General features: G+C 57.9%; 14 protein-coding genes and 1 pseudogene. 7 read left to right on the top strand and 8 right to left on the bottom strand.

What is annotated here, in order from left to right; genetic code table 11:
- Window positions 1–466: 466 nt before the first annotated feature.
- Window positions 467–1,147 carry a recombinase family protein gene (locus FJW07_RS21905; RefSeq protein WP_140858741.1) on the top strand — a complete coding sequence of 227 codons (681 nt, stop codon included), beginning with the start codon at window positions 467–469 and terminating at the stop codon, window positions 1,145–1,147.
- Window positions 1,148–1,152: 5 nt separating this feature from the next.
- Here FJW07_RS21905 and FJW07_RS21910 read toward each other — a convergent pair whose 3' ends face one another.
- A complete protein-coding gene (locus FJW07_RS21910) occupies window positions 1,153–1,398 on the bottom strand; it encodes a helix-turn-helix transcriptional regulator (protein WP_140858742.1) in 246 nt (81 codons plus the stop codon).
- A gap of 130 nt (window positions 1,399–1,528) precedes the next feature.
- Here FJW07_RS21910 and FJW07_RS21915 point away from each other — a divergent pair, with 130 nt between their 5' ends.
- The gene (locus FJW07_RS21915; protein WP_140858743.1) at window positions 1,529–2,485 is read left to right on the top strand and encodes a PH domain-containing protein; all 957 of its coding nucleotides are present in this window, start codon (window positions 1,529–1,531) and stop codon (window positions 2,483–2,485) included.
- Between the two features lie 77 nt (window positions 2,486–2,562).
- Here the strand turns inward: FJW07_RS21915 and FJW07_RS21920 are convergent, their stop codons facing one another.
- The 6 genes and pseudogenes from FJW07_RS21920 to FJW07_RS21950 all read right to left on the bottom strand — a co-directional run bounded on the left by FJW07_RS21920 (window position 2,563) and on the right by FJW07_RS21950 (window position 8,713).
- Entirely contained in the window at window positions 2,563–4,179 is a 1,617-nt protein-coding gene (locus tag FJW07_RS21920; protein WP_140858744.1) for a recombinase family protein, read from the bottom strand.
- A 395-nt stretch (window positions 4,180–4,574) separates the two neighbouring features.
- Entirely contained in the window at window positions 4,575–4,904 is a 330-nt protein-coding gene (locus tag FJW07_RS21925) for a hypothetical protein (RefSeq protein ID WP_140858745.1), read from the bottom strand.
- Window positions 4,905–5,120: 216 nt separating this feature from the next.
- Window positions 5,121–5,444, bottom strand: a pseudogene (locus FJW07_RS21930) (DUF736 domain-containing protein); the annotation flags it as partial.
- A gap of 1,070 nt (window positions 5,445–6,514) precedes the next feature.
- Window positions 6,515–6,982, bottom strand: coding sequence for a GNAT family N-acetyltransferase (locus tag FJW07_RS21935; protein WP_246680838.1), 468 nt, complete (start codon window positions 6,980–6,982; stop codon window positions 6,515–6,517).
- A 464-nt stretch (window positions 6,983–7,446) separates the two neighbouring features.
- On the bottom strand, window positions 7,447–7,635 hold the full coding sequence (locus tag FJW07_RS31795) for a hypothetical protein (protein ID WP_181181649.1): 189 nt from the start codon (window positions 7,633–7,635) through the stop codon (window positions 7,447–7,449).
- A 769-nt stretch (window positions 7,636–8,404) separates the two neighbouring features.
- Window positions 8,405–8,713: an ATP-binding cassette domain-containing protein gene (locus tag FJW07_RS21950; protein ID WP_140645664.1), complete on the bottom strand. Its 309-nt coding sequence runs from the start codon at window positions 8,711–8,713 to the stop codon at window positions 8,405–8,407.
- Between the two features lie 143 nt (window positions 8,714–8,856).
- On the opposite strand from FJW07_RS21950, the gene FJW07_RS32390 reads away from it, so the two are divergent.
- From FJW07_RS32390 to FJW07_RS21975, 5 genes are all read left to right on the top strand, one after another.
- Window positions 8,857–9,042, top strand: a complete 186-nt coding sequence (locus FJW07_RS32390; protein WP_348639917.1) for a hypothetical protein — start codon at window positions 8,857–8,859, stop codon at window positions 9,040–9,042.
- A gap of 93 nt (window positions 9,043–9,135) precedes the next feature.
- Window positions 9,136–10,842, top strand: a complete 1,707-nt coding sequence (locus FJW07_RS21960) for a DNA polymerase/3'-5' exonuclease PolX (RefSeq protein ID WP_140858747.1) — start codon at window positions 9,136–9,138, stop codon at window positions 10,840–10,842.
- 702 nt (window positions 10,843–11,544) lie between these two features.
- Complete coding sequence (locus tag FJW07_RS21965; RefSeq protein WP_140711037.1) at window positions 11,545–12,399, top strand: PRC-barrel domain-containing protein; 855 nt, start codon at window positions 11,545–11,547, stop codon at window positions 12,397–12,399.
- A 64-nt stretch (window positions 12,400–12,463) separates the two neighbouring features.
- Window positions 12,464–12,952, top strand: a complete 489-nt coding sequence (locus FJW07_RS21970) for a hypothetical protein (RefSeq protein WP_181182695.1) — start codon at window positions 12,464–12,466, stop codon at window positions 12,950–12,952.
- 180 nt (window positions 12,953–13,132) lie between these two features.
- A complete protein-coding gene (locus FJW07_RS21975; RefSeq protein ID WP_140645662.1) occupies window positions 13,133–13,597 on the top strand; it encodes a hypothetical protein in 465 nt (154 codons plus the stop codon).
- Between the two features lie 489 nt (window positions 13,598–14,086).
- On the opposite strand, the gene FJW07_RS21980 is transcribed toward FJW07_RS21975, so the two are convergent.
- Window positions 14,087–14,698 (bottom strand): hypothetical protein, encoded by a 612-nt coding sequence (locus FJW07_RS21980; protein ID WP_140645661.1) that lies wholly within the window; start codon window positions 14,696–14,698, stop codon window positions 14,087–14,089.
- Between the last annotated feature and the right edge of the window lie 898 nt (window positions 14,699–15,596).

Consider the following 15,596-nt stretch of genomic DNA (forward strand, 5'->3'; position numbering starts at 1 on the left):
GATCAGTAAAAGTATCGCGACCTCAGCAAACTCCAACTGGCATTCAGTCTGACCGGCATCCGACAATTGCCAAATCCGTTTGAGCAATCGCTCATCGTCCGAAGAGGGTGACATGTGCTAATCTATTATGTTCCGAGCTACGCAGATGAACTTCTATACCTGATGGGAGCTATACCGCAAAATTGCATAACAGATTCGCCATTTAGTTGTTAAAAATCAGTATCTTAAGCCATAAAGCCCTTTTTCTTTCGATACGTCGCGCTCTAAGCAGCAGCATAAAAACGAGATTTCATTTTAATATCATACACTTAGAACGGTTTTGAGGAGGCTTATCGAGCCGCAAGCCGACACATCGAATAAATACCTCTCAAACCTATACATACTCAAAAAAATGACTATCTGTACACAAGCAAACGTTCGTTTGCGTGATACGGCTGCTAATAATCGATTCCAACAGGAGCATCGGATGGAAATCGCCGCTAGCCAGCAACATAACAAATTTGCAGCTTACTTTCGCGTATCGACCGCGAAGCAAGGAGAAAGCGGTTTGGGATTGGACGCCCAACGTGCCGCCGTCCATGACTTTTGCTCCCGACAGGGAGTTGAGATTGCAGGGGAGTTTGTCGAAATCGAAAGCGGGCGAAAGGCCGACCGCCCGGAACTGGAACGCGCCCTCTCGTATTGCCGGAAGCACAAGGCAACCCTCCTTATCGCGAAGCTAGATCGGCTCGCGAGAAACGTTTTCTTCGTTTCCGGGATGATGGAATCCGGCGTGGCGTTCATCGCTCTGGACATGCCGCAGGCGGACAGGTTCATGCTGCACGTCTACGCAGCGATGGCCGAGGAGGAAGCACGACGGATCAGTCAGCGGACGAAAGTCGCTCTAGCCGCTGCCAAAGCTCGCGGTACGCGGTTGGGTGCGAACGGTGCCGCACTAGCGGAAGTTCATGCCGTCAACGCGGACGCCTTCGCTTTGCAGATCGGCCCGGACTTAGCTCGGCTTCAGGAGGAAGGTGCCTCGATCAGATCGGTCAGTTATTATCTCAATGACCACGACATTAAAGCTTTCGGCGGGGGACGATGGCACCCAACATCAGTTGCCCGGACGCTCAAGCGGTATCAGGTACTCCATTCAATTGCTGTATAGCAGCCTTACTCAGAATTGCCCTGCTTGCCGGGAAGGTAAGCGTCCTTCGTGAGCAGCATAGCGCTGGTGGTTTTCAGCGCCGCCGCGAATCTGGCAACGACCGTGATTGTCGGATTTCTCACGCCACGTTCGATTCCGGAAACGTAAGTGCGATCTGATGCGGCCAAGTCCGCCAAGTCCTCCTGCGAAATCCCCACCCGCTGGCGAGCCAGTCGCAGATTGGTTGCCAAGATGTCCCGCACGTTTTCCATAACGCGCGACGAAGCTTCGGCGACGACGATAAGCCCACGGACTAAGAGTCACATTCATCGATTGCGCATTCTCGAATGTAGATTATGGTCATCGTAGCGAAAGTAGCAGCCACACGCCGGGGGGTGCACTATGGCAACTACCACGAAGTACGACCCACAAAATGATACACCGAACGAATTGCGCGAACATATCCAAGCAATTGCCATTGCCTCTGGTGATTGGCGGCTCTCCTCGCGCAGAGAGTTGCCTTTTTTGGCCACGCAATTACTCCCAGGTGAGGGCTTGCTTCAAATGTGCTTAGGCGTGGCCGGTAGCGGAACCTGGCTCGTAAGCCTAACAGACCGACGCGTTATTATGATAACGTCAAGCGGCGGGAACTCCTCGCAAACAGTGGTCGCGTCCTTTGACCGGATACGAGGTATCTTCGGCTCGAAAGGAATATTTTTGGGAGAAATCTGGATCAAATGCGAGACACCTCACGGTATCTTTGAGAGAACATTCAAGAATATCATGCCGAAGCAGGCGGCCCTAAAATTCGCCGGGGCCGTACGAACAGCAACTGAAAGCCATGCGACGAAGGATGGAACTGAAGTTCCTTTGCACAAATTGGCAGCAAACATAACGCATGCTAGGCGCGATAACGGTATCGATATGAGCCACGCGTCAACAGCAATGAAGCAAACTAATTTGGGGGGGAATATCGCTGCATGGGTCATTGCATGTGGGCTGACCGTAGGCGGTGCATATTTGCTTTTGTTTTTCATCATTCCATTCGCTTTCGACATTCTAACGGGTTCGCTTTCTGAACGCTGGCAGGTCAAGAGCCAATACGCAGAAACTTGGACTGCTCTTGATGATGAGGGTCAGAGAGCATTCTTGAGAATGGACGACTCAATGCGGGCAAAGGTAGCCAGCCTCCCTATCGCCGAACAGGGAGAGAAGGTCCTGGACTGGTGGCTTGTGGAGAAAAAATCCTGCCCATATGGAGAGAACCCTCGGGTAGACGGCTACAAGGTATGTCGCTCGAAAAGGGAAAATGACCTTGGAAATTGGGCGCTTGATCAGTTCCTTGAGCAAAAGAAGTAAGTAAATGCGATTGCGTAGGCCGGTACCTTCATGGTACCTCTCCGGTCAGAACGGGACAACGAAATCAATAGCTTAGATCACAGCGGAGCTTTTCCCTCTCCCGCTACCACCATTCCCCCCACTCCTTTGACACCGTGGGGGAAAGCACCCTCGCCCAAGAGGGCCGTTAGCCGCCCAGCGATTTCGACTTCAACCCCGCCGATCTTCGACGGATCTCGAAACACCGTGACGGTCTCGATCAGGTCCCGCATCGCCTCTGCAGATTCGGAATCACCGCTAGCAATACCCTTGGCAAGCCCTGCCTGAAGCTGGTTCAGTTGTTCCTCGTAGCGTGCCAGCACCGCAGGATGCAGCGCGACCACTCCGGCCGCGGTGGGCACCTGATCCAACTCTGCCAAAATGGACTTACACTCTTCATGCAGCGTTGTTGATTGCGGTCCCAGTACGGCTGGGTCGCCGTGGCCCTTGGCAATAGCGTTGACCAGCCGCTCGATCTCCCGAGATAGTTCTCCAAGCCGTCGCTCCAAACGAGTGCGCCTGGCATCGGTGTCGGCTGCCAAGCGCTTCCGTTCTTCGTGGTACGTCTGGACGTACTGGGCAATCACTTCAGGGTGGCGCAGCTCGGTGGTAAGCCCGTTCAGAACTGCAGCTTCGACGGTATCCAAATAAAAGGTCTTAGGATCAGCGCATGTTCCGCTTTCTGTCGCAGCGGAACAGCGGATACGAACGCGCTTGGAATTGTCCATGCCTTTTGACGACATTCCCGCACCACAGGCACCGCACCTCAGAAGCCCCGCCAACATATGCCGTGGTCGGCGCTGATGGCTTGGATGGGTGATTGCGCGCGCCTTCTTCCGCGCGTGTGCTGCGTCGAACAGGTCGGGCGAAACAATGGCAAGATCGGGAACTTCAACTATCCGCCATTCACCTTTGGGATTCGGACGCGAGACACGTTTCCCTGTATCAGGATCCTTGATCATCCTGACCCTGTTCCAGATCAAGCGGCCTGCATAAAGCTCATTGTGAAGGAGCCCCGTCCCTCTCTGCCCATTTCCATTGATAGTAGAGGCATTCCAGGCTCGCCCACGAGGCGGCGGTATGCGGTCTCTATTTAGATTGTGGGCGATATCACGCGGTGTCTGTCCGTCGACGTACTCCTTGAAAACACGACGCACGATATCCGCTTCCTCCTCCATGATAAGGCGCTTTCCAGGGTCGCCCAGCACGTACGAGTAGCCGTAAGTCAATCCATCGGCATGGAGTCCCTTGCTGATTCGGCCCGCTTGGCCTCTCCGAACCTTGTGAGCGATGTCCTCTCGATAGAGTTGCCCAACGAGACCGCGAAGCCCGACCAAGACCGTGTTCACCACGCCCTCGTGGACAGCACGAATTTCGATGCCAAGAAATGAAAGGCGCTTGTGAATGCCCGCAAGGTCTTCCATGTCGCGAGAAAGGCGATCAAGTGCCTCCACGACGAGCACATCAAATTCGTGCTCACGAGCTTTGTCCATCAGTTGTAACAAACCGTCACGGCCCATGACGGAGCCGCCGGAGCGAGCTCGGTCTTCGAACGTTGCGACAACGTTCAACCCCTCACGCTCGGCATACGTCCGGCATAGCGCGAGTTGGTCGTCTATCGATCGCTCATTCTGAAGATCGGTTGAGAAGCGTGCGTAGATCGCGGTTCGATTCATGATGTATCTTGTCGGCCTGTTCACCCTCGTGATCTTCGCGGGCCGCTTGGCGCGCGAGAGCGCTTGCAAGGCGCAGAATCGCTCTGTCAGGCACTTGGCGCAAGACCCGTTTGTGCGATTTCACAACCACTGCGGGTAGCGCTCGCTATGGGTCAGGAATAGCGCCAGTTGTGCTCCTGCGGAAAATAGCAGTCCGGAGGATGCGTGGCCTTCTTCAATCCTGCCGAGATCATGATCTTGGTCCATGCCTCGCAAGATATGCTCGTGCTGGAGCCGGGATAGACGTCAGATCGATCGGTCGCAGAAAGGGATAGTAAGGCGTGTTATTCGGAAATCCGCTAGCCTGATCGATTGCTCTCCGTTTTCAGGCTTGTTGGCAAAATCGTAGGTTCAAATCACGGACCTGCAGCCCCTTTTGTCATAAGATCGACAGGCTTTTGATTTTGGTCAGGATTAGCGAATTCGAGGATGCCGAACAGCTCGCGGCGTAGCTCGGCATGGACCTCCCCGCGCTTGTCGCCGGGAGTGAGGACGATCTCTCCGATCAACGAGCGCAGTGCCTCGGCGGCTGGACGTCCGTCCTCGTGGTCGGCGAGCGCTTGCGTAAACTGCTCTACCCGCCTGCGGTAGAGAGTGGCGGTGCTGGGATGCAGGTCAGGCACGTCAGTGGGCGCCACCGCCAGACGCTCGGCGGTCTCCGCCTTCTGCCTCTCCAGGTCTTCCATTCTCGCTTTCATCGAAGGTTGGTAAGCCCGTCCTCGATCGCGGCCATGATCCCCGCAATGGCGCGCTCGATCTTGTCGAATGCCTTACGGTCTTGTTCACGTTGCGCGCGACGCTCTTGGTTGAGGCGGTTGGCCGTGTTCGCCGCGAAGTGGTTCGCCATGCCGAATGCAGGAAGCATCCGCCAGGACCAGCCGGGCGGGAAAGTGAAAACCTGAGTCGCCGTTGCGGCGGGTCGGGCGGGACCAGATAAGGCTGTAGCTCTCCCCGTCCTCGCCCTCTACAAGGTTGGCGTAGATGGGGCCCGTGAACGAGGGATCGTCGAGCCTGAAGCCCAGGTACGGACGTCCCTCGTTGGACTGCTTGTTCCAGGCTGCGCCGATCTCGGCTCGGCCAACGAAGAGCCGGTGGGTCGGAGCATTCTCGCCGCTGGCGCGGCTGTCGGGGACGACGCGAACGTTCTTGGCCTGGACCGAAAGAGTGACGATTACACCGGTGAACTCGTTGGTGCCAGTCTTCTTGAAGGTGCCGACGGTGGCCATGGTAGTTCTCCTTGGTTCTGCTCGAGCCCGCACCATGCGGCTTCGATGGCGATCGTCCGGCCGAAGGCGATCGACGGCGCACCCGAAGGGGGCTGACGGCAAAGGAGGAACTATCTTGCTGCGCGAGGAATCCCGGCTTCTTGGCCGGGAGGGGAAGATGGTTTCGACGACGCTGTTGCGCTGTTGCGCTCATCCGACTCATGAGCGCGCTGGATGACGTGGCGCGTGCCAAGCTGATTGAGCCACCTTCGCTCCAACCCAACGACGCGGCGTTGCTGGCTGCTGATTTCTACCGATCCCTTCTGGTCGAAAAGACAGTCCACGTATTTTCCGCGGCCATAGCCGGCGCATAGTCGTTGGCCAAGTGCGTCGCCCAGCGACTCGCGCGATCTGTTTGAGGCGCGGAAATGCCGATCCGCGGGGAAGACGGAGCGGATTCGGGTGGTTGCGGGATGTCATTTCAGTACCGGCGCTGCTTAGCTAGGAACTAGCGCCACCGCGAAGGGTCTTGAGTACGCGATCGGCCTTCGCTTCGGGGACGGCTATACCTCGGAAAACCGCACGGTCTCGGTTCCCTAACGCGATAAGCCCCGCGCCTAGACTAGACGCGTTAAACTGCTCGATCATCCTGCACTGTCGTCCCGACGGCCTTCCAGTCGCCGCGCTGTGTGCCCGGCTGAAGCAGGACCCGACGACCCGCCCTATTCTGCTTGTCGCCCTGATCGCACCGGGCGCCGAAGACCAGCATATCGCACTAGCCGACCGACCTCGGACACCACAGCGTCTGAAGGGCTCGCGAGCCCGGCGGAATCTTCGCCCCGCTCACGCCCTGTCCGGCTTACCACTACCACCCTCTATCCTCGGCCACCCTGACCAGACCAGCTCAGACATCGCGGCCGGGTGGGAGCACCGCGCGGCCGCTGGTAAAATGCGGATCAAGCGTTTTAAAGCTACACAGCTCTCGTGCTTAGCTGTTGTCTTGACGACATTTCGGGCGGACACCATTTCACGTTTCCTGGAATTGCTTGTCGCCGCCATGAGGGTGCGGTCCGGGCGCTTGCGCACCGCGCTCAAGCCAAATGCCTGTGCAGGAAGATGCGGACGTGTCCGCCGACCCCGAAATCAACCCTGCCGAACTCCTGGTAGCCATGTCTGGTGTAGAAACCCGGCGCTTGGAAGCTGCTCGTCTCCACCACCGCCCCGCTGCAGCCACGGCGCTTTGCCTCCGCTTCGACCAAGGCGAGGAGCCGCGTGCCGTGGGATTGCCCCCGCAAATGCTCGGGCAGGAAAAACATGTCGAGGAAGAGAAGGCCCATTTCCGTCCGCCCCCACAGGCCGCCTAACACCTTTCCGGCGTCGTCGCACAGCTCGGCTCCAATGGCGGCACGGTCGTCCACGGCCGTTGCCGCAACGTTGTAGCGATAGAGCGCATCCGCCGCCTGCGCCTTTGCATCGGCTTGCGCCGACAGCCTTATGTTTAATCCTTGAATGGAACCGCTCCGCTTGGTGCAATCCCAATGAACCTTGGCGAGGCTCAAGCGTTCCCCGGGTATGGATGAAAACCTGTTCGTCTTCGGTACGCTGAAGAGGGGATTTCCGCTGCACGAGGGCTTTGCGGCGCCTCCTACCCGGCAACCGGGTTGAAATGGCGGTGCTCCAATCAATCATGCAAGTAGCAAACTCGTCAATGCCGAGCTTTGTTTGCAATCCAAACATCATCGCCGTTTGAATTTATGAGTTCACGGCCTAGCACGCGCCCGTGAAGCGCCGCGGACTTCTGCCAGTGGCGCCTGTCGTCGCGTCATTTCCTTTTGGCCGGTATCGCCGGCCTTTGTCTTGCCGGTTGTTCACAAAAGGAGGCCGGGGCGCCGGCGGCGCCACGAACGGCCCGCGTGGTGGTGGTCACGCCGCCCTACAAGTTCGTGCTGGTGACGTAAGGCGCCGGCCGCCTCCAATCGCGCTATGTTAGCCAGGTTGGCTTCGAGGTTGGGGGCGGCTCGTCTCATGCGATGCCGACGCCGGCGCAACGGTCAAGAAGGGCCAGAAGCTCGCGGAACTCAGCGCCGTCGATTACCAGAACAAGGTCACCGCCACCGCGGCGGACCTCGACGCGGCCAAGGCCGCGCTTGCTCAGGCTGCTGCCCAGGAAGAAAGGTTTCGGCTCCTCCTCGGCAAGGGCTTCGCCACGCATTCGCAGTATGATGACGCACTGAAGTCACTGCGGAGCGCGCAAGCTCAGGTTCAGGCGACTGAGGCCATCTGCGCGCATCGCACAGCACCAACTCGCCTATACGGAGCTCAAAGCGCTGGACGACGGCATTGTGACCGCGACCAGGGCAGACCCCGGCCAGATGGTGGCCCGGGCGATTTGTCGATGGACCAAACCGCTCCGGCATCGGCAAGGGCGGCTTGGCGGTGCCGAAGAACGAAGGCGGCGTCCAGCAGGCGCAACTGCGCTATCCGTTGAATTTTCAGGCAATGTCGCCAACCAGCGGCGGCTCACCCAGACCGACCTAAAGGATGAACACTCGGCCACGCTGCCAGCAGTTCTCGGGTATAGGCATCGCGCGGCGACTGGAACAGAGACGCGGCCTCGCCGATGTCCACCACCCTGCCGGCCCGCATCACGACGGCGTTCTCGGCGATCAGCCGTACCACTGCCAGATTTGTGGCTGATGACGACAAGCGTGATGTTCTGCACGCGCCTGATGTCCTGCAAGAGGTTGAGCAGGTCGCCCTGGACGGAAACGTCAAGGCCGGCGGTCGGCTCGTCCGCGATCAGGATGGAGGGCTTCATCAAAAGGGCGCGCGCTATCGCCACCCGCCTCGCCTGCCCGCCGCTGATTTCATGCGGATATTGTCGATGATACTGTCCGGCAGGCCGAGTCGCTTCAGGATGACAAGCAGACGCTCATGCGTCGCCGCATGCGGTTCTTTCAACACAGTGCCGACCTCGTTCATCAGTGTGCGGATGCGGCTGCGTGGCGACAACGAGGCGGCTGGATCCTGGCAGATCGGTTGGACAATGAGGGCGCGCTGCTTGAGCGCGGCACGCCCCTGCTGCAACGGCGTGTGTCAAGGATGCGGATTTCGCCAGCGTCCAGTCGCTGCAGGCCGAGCACGGCACGCGTCAGCGTCGTCTTGCCGGATCCGGATTCGCCGACGATGCCGAAGCATGTACCCCGCGGGATCGAAATCGAGACGCCGTCCAACGCCACCGTCTGGCCGAAGCGCAACCGTGCATCATGAACCGCGATCGCATCGGTCATGGCGTCACCAGCCGAAAGCAGCGGGCGCCATGCGCCGCGTTTCCGAGCGATCCCTCTCACTTTACGGCCGCGTTGCCGAAGGCGCGCCGCAAGGGGCGCATCTTTGTGGACTATTTGCGTAACCAGCGTGGGCGACCGCGATCATGCCGTACAGCGCAAGGTCCCGACCGGGCGCTCCGATCGCGGCGCCGATCACCTGGGCGGAGATGAAGACGATAGATGCGCCCTCGCATTTCCATGTCGGCGACGCTGCTGAATTAAAGAAACGCGCAGCCAGCAAATCCCTGGCGGGGTGGGACCGAGCTGACCAATCGTTGCCAGATCTGTAGCCCCATTCCGCGAAAGACAGCAAGACTGGATTAGGGGCGTCGCTGCCTTGGCCTGAATGGAACCTGCGAAGATTGGCCCCGTTTGCCTCGACCATGGCAAAAACCGATCCGCGGACAGTCGCCAGCCTCTTAAGGGAATATGCACATCGCACGTCACTGCGCGGGGACAATCCCTATCGCACCAAGGCTTACTTACGCGCGGCCGATAGTCTGGCTGCGTTGTCGCAGCCGCTCGATCGGCTCATCGCCGCAGGCGCCCTCACCAGGATCCCGGGAATCGGTGACGCAATCGCAGACATTGTGCGCAAGCTCCATGAAACGGGCACGCATCCACGCCTTGAGAAGCTGCGCGAGGAGGTGCCAGCAGGTGTGATGGAGCTTTTTGCCGTGCCTGGGCTTCGGCCCGACAAGATCCTGAAACTTCATCGGGCGCTCGGCGTGAACTCGTTGGCTGAGCTCGAAGCCGCAGCAAAGGCAGATCGCATCCGGCCACTTAAAGGCCTCGGTGCTTCGCTTCAGACAAAGATTCTGCAGAACCTGGCTATAGCGCGAAGCGGCGAAACACAGCTTCACCTGCATAAGGCCGCCGCTCTCCTCGAGCATGCAGTTGTATCCGTGAAGCAAGAGCATCCGGAGTTTTCGCGCGTGAAAATCGCCGGTGATTTCCGGCGCGGTTGCGAACTTGTTGCCGACCTCGCGCTGGTAGCGCTGGGAAAGCAGCCGATCGAAATCGAGCAGTCCACCCTCAGGCTTGTCGTCACGGACAAGAAGCACTTTGGCGCGAGCTTACTCGAAGCAACCGGTTCGGCGGCCCATCTTGAGCAGTTGAAGATGTATGCGACCGAGAGGGGGTTCGCCCTCAGACCCGATGGGCTCTACCGCGGGAAAAAGCTGATCGCATCAGCGACAGAGGAGGAAATCTACGAAGCGTTGGACCTGCAGTTCATTGAACCCGAACTACGCGAAGGCAGGGACGAGATTGAGGAGGCAGCGAGGCGGCACCTCCCTACTCTCGTCCGGGATGAAGATCTGCATGGCATCCTGCATTCTCACACGACCGCATCCGATGGCACCGAAACGCTTGAGGCAATGGCTGAAGCGACCCGCAAGCGTGGGTTCGAGTACTATGGTGTCGCCGACCATTCACAGTCGGCCCACTACGCGGGTGGGCTCTCATCGCAGGAGGTTGCCGAACAGCACCGCGAAGCCGATCGGTTGAACACGAACTACGGTGGAGAATTCCATATCCTGAAGGGCATCGAGGCAGACATCCTAGCCGACGGCTCGCTTGACTATCCGGATCACGTCTTGAAGCAGTTTGATTTTGTTGTGGCGAGCGTGCACAGCCGCTTCAAGTTGCCTAAGCAAGAGCAAACGGATCGTATCATCCAGGCAATCGCGAACCCTCTGACGACAATCATCGGGCACATGACCGGTCGCCAGTTGTTGCGTCGCCCCGGCTATGAGCTTGACATCGACAAGGTCCTCAGAGCGTGCGCGAGATATGGCGTCGCTGTCGAAATCAACGCGCATCCGTGGCGGCTCGATCTCGACTGGCGGTGGCATCAAAAGGCACTCGACTACGGCTGCATCTTCAGCATCAATCCGGACGCTCATTCAATCCGCGAACTCGACCACATGCATTGGGGTGTCGAGATGGCCCGCAAGGGAGGTGTCCCCAGGACGCGCGTTCTCAATGCGATGGGTTTGGCGGCTCTGCTTGCGCACCTTTCAAAGCGCAAGTGCACGTCCAAGACCGGCGGCAAGCGCCGCTCGCCTGCGCGGAAAGCTATCGCATGAGGCTCGAGTTCCTGTCGGCAGAACAGGCAACGGGTCTCGGACGGGCCGCCGCCGGTATGGTTCCCTAGCGCGCCGTCAACGCCAGCAAGGAACCTCATAACGCACTCTTTCCTGTGGCGGTCAACATGCCCTTCGCAGGTCAAGTGAGAACATGCAGAGACCCTCTGCCTCTCAGCGTTTAGACCGGCGTTTTACGTTTTGGATGCCGAGGAACTTTCCCCGTGGACCAAGTTCGGGATTGTCTTCGTTGGGGGAGGTAAACCCGTGCAAGGTCGAAAGCTCGTAAACGGCCGCGCTTGTCAATCAGATCGATGCGGTTCGGTGCATCGGCTCCAAGCCGAACTGGAAATCCTGGCGTTCTGGAATGAGTGAACGCTAATAAAGGCGCGTCTTGTCCGGCTGGGACCGTGCTGGCGAACTATCCATCAGGGCAAGGTCAGAGTGGCGCTCGGATGTCAATTGAGAGCCAGCTCGCGGAAGGCCACCGCTTGAAAAACCCTCAAGAAGACTATGCTGCCGGCGGGCCATGGGATTGCACCGGCCGCAGGAATAGCCGCGCGCCTATTTCTGCGTGAGCCTTCGGTCTGGGGCCGGTTGCGACCATTGGCCCCTCCCGGAACGTAAGGCGGTTCCTTTCGTTGGATGAACTGACGTTGGCAGATCCCGACGTCAATCGACCAGGCAACAGGAGGAATTTCACCAATGATCCGCAAGATACTAGTTACGGCCGCGACGGCTGCTCTCATGTCGACGGCGCTCTGCACGGCGGGTGCCCACGCCGCAAATACCAGCAAGCCCGCTATCCAGACGGAGGTTGTTGCCCCGGTCACTGATGGCAAGCTCGTCTCCAAGATCATGGGAGCCGCGGTCTATGACAGCACCGCTGATGACGCTGCGAAAATCGGCGATGTTAATGACATCGTCCTCGACAAAGACGGGAACGCCAAACTTGTCGTCATTGGCGTCGGCGGGTTCCTTGGCGTGGGGGAAAAGAATGTGGCCTATGATTTCAGCAAGCTTGAATGGGTCAACAAGAAGGGCGATCGCTGGTTAGTCGCGAAGACGACGAAGGATGAGCTCAAAGCTCAACCTAATTTCGATACGAAGGCTTATGATACCGCGGCAGCGTCGACGTCCCCACCCACCAACAGCACGGCCGACAGCCAGGCGGCCAATGGCAAAACCGATACCACTGCGACGGCCTCGATTGACAAGTCGACCTTGACCGAAATGCCGTCAGACAAAATCAGTGCGGCAAATCTGATCGGAACCAACGTCTATGGCGCAGATGATGCGAAGGTCGGCGAGATTGGCGACGTCATCCTGACTGGTGACAAGAAGGTCGACACAATAATCGTTGATGTAGGGGGCTTTCTGGGCATTGGCGAAAAGAAGGTCGCCGTCGGTATGGAGAACCTCAAGTTCATGACCGACAAGAACGGCAACCGTTACCTCTATACGAACTTCACCAAGGACCAGCTGGAGGCGCAGACTGCCTACGACAAGGCCACTTACGCCCAAAACCGGGACAAGCAGCGCATCATCGTCAACAAATAAAAAAATCATCGCTAAGCGCTCGCCCGTGTGGCGGGCGCTTAGACTGGAAAACGCGGGAGCGGACTTGAAATTAGCCGACGAGGTCCGTCATAGCTCTGAAGATATTAGCGACCTCGTTCTGTCTGATGTCGTTTCTGCGCTTCATCGACGAGTTAGGATCAGCCACGAGTTCGATATTCGCTACATTGCTGGGTACAGCAGGGATGCAACGACGATTTACATCGACCGACATCTGCCGCGCACCATCAGGTGGAGAGGCAGGGACGTGCGGCTCGAACCATTTCTGGTGTGCCACGAAATTGTTGAAAAAGCTCTCTTGGACGAGTTGCGGCTTCATTATCTGCACGCCCATCAAATTGCCTCGCGCATCGAAAGAGATGCGGTGAGAGGGGCTGGCCTGACCTGGCGGCACTACCAAAGCGTCATCAAGGGGCACGAGAAAGCGATCGATGAGGAACAGCTTCGCTGCGTGCCATGGGAGTTAGATCTCACGCCTTACAAGGACCTGAAGGATTACCCATTGCTCCAACGGCTGGTCGAAGCATCGCAGTAGCTCGTTGCACGGGATGGTCCAAGGCACAGAGACAGCGGGAAATTGAAGCAGGCACACTGTCAAATTTCCTGGCCAATGGAACTTCCCGACGGACTGCTGGTTCGCCTGCATAGGGACGACCGAGGCCCATTCCGCCCTGTGCATTCTGCAGGCAGAGCGCCTCGCCAACAGGAGACGGCCATGAAACATCAGACACTTGAAGAACTGCATGAGGTCGCGGAAGTCGAAGTATCCTTTCCGACTATGGCGCGGCGTCAGCGTTTGGAACATTGGGCCATGCTGCTCGAGCGAAATCCCGAGCGGTGCCTCGCCGCCTTCCCCGGGACGGAATACATGACCCTGGACGTGCGTGACAAGGCGCGGTCCCTGGACTCCGCGCTCAGCATCGCTTTCGCCGATCCAATATTGCGCGCGCAAGGACTGAAGAACGATACCTATGGCGAATCGAAACGCTTCTTCGAGCTAACGGATTGGCAACTGCACGCGATTGTTTGCCACTGCCACGTCGGCGGGACCATGAAGGCCGGATGGGCTGCCGTTCAGGTCCGATCTGCCGGCGACAAGGAAGGCAAGCTTTTCAGCAGATTGCGTGAAGCGATTGCCCATTGGCCGGTATTTCGCATTTTAACTCATGCGAGGGAGTAAGAGACGCCTCAAGAAGCTGAAAAAGGCGGCGAGCGAAAGTCCAAGCACATGCATTTGGCCTGAGATCGCTAACTGTGAGAATACGGGCGAGCGCCGCCCGTATTCCTTTTGCCTCGTCAGGCTAGTCGAAGATCACTCTCCTCGAAAGCAACCTCCTCAGATCCGCAGCATAGCGGTGATTACTATGTACCTCGTCCAAATGCTGTTACACCAAGGTCAACTCTTCCCCGGAAGGGATTTCGATCGTCTGAAAGAAGGACTAGCGACCCGCTTCGATGGCGTGACGGCCTATCTCCAGGCGCCGGCGAGGGTCTTTGGAAGGACGTCGGAGAAACAGACCGGGATGATATCGTCGGCTCCGGGACCGTTTTCAGCCCGTCCGGTATTGGCCAAGTTTGGCGACAAGTAGACACTCTCCAACGGATGATCTCTATGACCTTGGAACAGCTGCGGTTGGCTTTGCCGGCCGGGCGAGTGCATTGTTTTGCACTAACGCTTGCGCAAGAAAACCGGTACGACGTGGTGAAAAGCGATCCCCTCATCGCGGTGTTCACCCCCGGCAATCGCTGCAAACCATGCTGCCGCAGCGCCAAGCGCGGAGCCTGCAGCAGTCGCAAAGCTAAAAATGGCAGTTATGTGGGCTGAAAGGCGCACCGTGCTTTCGTTGAGTTGCGCGTCGGGGCGATTGACCACGGCGGCTGCGCCGTGCCCACCAATCATTGCCAAGAAAAACGCTGCTCCAAGTGTCGCTAGGGCCCAGACTGCGATGCCGTGTATGCCGTCGCGGAATTCGCTTTCACTTTGGTTGCTATCTTCCCAGCGCGTGCGCATCCGTCCAGCTACATAACCGCCGGCTGCGGAACTTGCTATAGCAACGATAACTACCCACAGCCCGGCCACCAGCACATTCCAGGAGGCGCCACCGTTGGGAAGAGTCGGAGAACCCAGCGCCAAACCAGCGCTCGACCCGAATTGCAGAAGAACCACCGAAATGGCGCAAGCGATGACACCCCCGCCAAATATGCCTCCCCACTCAAGATAGGACGATGTAGCCACTTTTGGGGTCACTGCAGCGCTTTCCGTGGGGGCTATTTTGGCCATGATCTTACCGAAGTCCAAAAAATGATAGAATGAACAAAACGATCACGACGAGGCCAACAAGATAGATTATTCCGTTCACGGCATCCTCCTCCTGATTGCGGACCGAAACACAACGTGCCCGTGAGGTTTTGGTTGCAAAGGAGCCCGGCCCGGAATTGGACATTGACGATAAGGGGAAATTCCGCCTGAGATCCGCATCCCCAAATGATGTGCGCGTTTAAGCAGCGGCAAAGCTGATTCAATGCATCGGTTTCCCTGCTTCGACCGGAATGGGGCCGACAACTGACTGTCCGTTTGGGGAACGTGCTGAAGAGCGGACCGATGCGTCCAACGCAGTACGGTCCGGGTCGCGCCATAAGCAGCCATTTTGGGGTGCATTTCGAAACGGCGGGAACTGCCAAGAACGAGCATGAGCACAAGGTGGTGTTCGGCTAAGTGTCAGAGCCGAGACCGACCAATAGCAGCTCCGGGCGCCTTATCGGCGCCGGACTCCGCCGCGTCTGCCAAGTCCTGCAAGCACAGATCGTCTCCGCGACGCTGTTTTGCCATTGAACTCGCATCCGGATATTCAATGATCGGGGCATTCGCTCGGTGTTCGAAGGTTTATGTCCCGTACCGGCACTCCAGCGCGTCAGCAATCCGCTCGCAAAGCAGTTCACCTCTGATGATGCTGACATGAAGGCGAACACGTCTCCCTCCTACGTCGACTATGGTAACTACAGCTCCATACTCGGAATAATCGGTGAGTTCCAGAACATCCTCAACAACGAAGTCTTGCACTTCAGGCGGGTCATTCATTTTATCTTCTTTCAACTTATCAATAACATCAGAGAGTAGTCTTCATTTAGGTTATCGAAACTTTCTCATATGGTGTACCCCAAATATTTGCCCTGCACGG

Origin of the sequence: Mesorhizobium sp. B3-1-9, from assembly GCF_006439595.1 — a bacterium.
In the GTDB taxonomy this organism is placed as follows: Bacteria; Pseudomonadota; Alphaproteobacteria; order Rhizobiales; family Rhizobiaceae; genus Mesorhizobium.

Excerpts from the sequence above, each read along its gene's own strand:
- FJW07_RS21960 (WP_140858747.1), top strand. The coding sequence starts at position 9,136 with ATGGCAAAAACCGATCCGCGGACAGTCGCCAGCCTCTTAAGGGAATAT.
- FJW07_RS21980 (WP_140645661.1), bottom strand. The coding sequence starts at position 14,698 with ATGGCCAAAATAGCCCCCACGGAAAGCGCTGCAGTGACCCCAAAAGTG.
- FJW07_RS21920 (WP_140858744.1), bottom strand. The coding sequence starts at position 4,179 with ATGAATCGAACCGCGATCTACGCACGCTTCTCAACCGATCTTCAGAAT.
- FJW07_RS21925 (WP_140858745.1), bottom strand. The coding sequence starts at position 4,904 with ATGGAAGACCTGGAGAGGCAGAAGGCGGAGACCGCCGAGCGTCTGGCG.
- FJW07_RS21965 (WP_140711037.1), top strand. The coding sequence starts at position 11,545 with ATGATCCGCAAGATACTAGTTACGGCCGCGACGGCTGCTCTCATGTCG.
- FJW07_RS21910 (WP_140858742.1), bottom strand. The coding sequence starts at position 1,398 with ATGGAAAACGTGCGGGACATCTTGGCAACCAATCTGCGACTGGCTCGC.
- FJW07_RS21905 (WP_140858741.1), top strand. The coding sequence starts at position 467 with ATGGAAATCGCCGCTAGCCAGCAACATAACAAATTTGCAGCTTACTTT.
- FJW07_RS31795 (WP_181181649.1), bottom strand. The coding sequence starts at position 7,635 with ATGCGTGGCGAAGCCCTTGCCGAGGAGGAGCCGAAACCTTTCTTCCTG.
- FJW07_RS32390 (WP_348639917.1), top strand. The coding sequence starts at position 8,857 with ATGCCGTACAGCGCAAGGTCCCGACCGGGCGCTCCGATCGCGGCGCCG.
- FJW07_RS21975 (WP_140645662.1), top strand. The coding sequence starts at position 13,133 with ATGAAACATCAGACACTTGAAGAACTGCATGAGGTCGCGGAAGTCGAA.
- FJW07_RS21915 (WP_140858743.1), top strand. The coding sequence starts at position 1,529 with ATGGCAACTACCACGAAGTACGACCCACAAAATGATACACCGAACGAA.
- FJW07_RS21950 (WP_140645664.1), bottom strand. The coding sequence starts at position 8,713 with ATGACCGATGCGATCGCGGTTCATGATGCACGGTTGCGCTTCGGCCAG.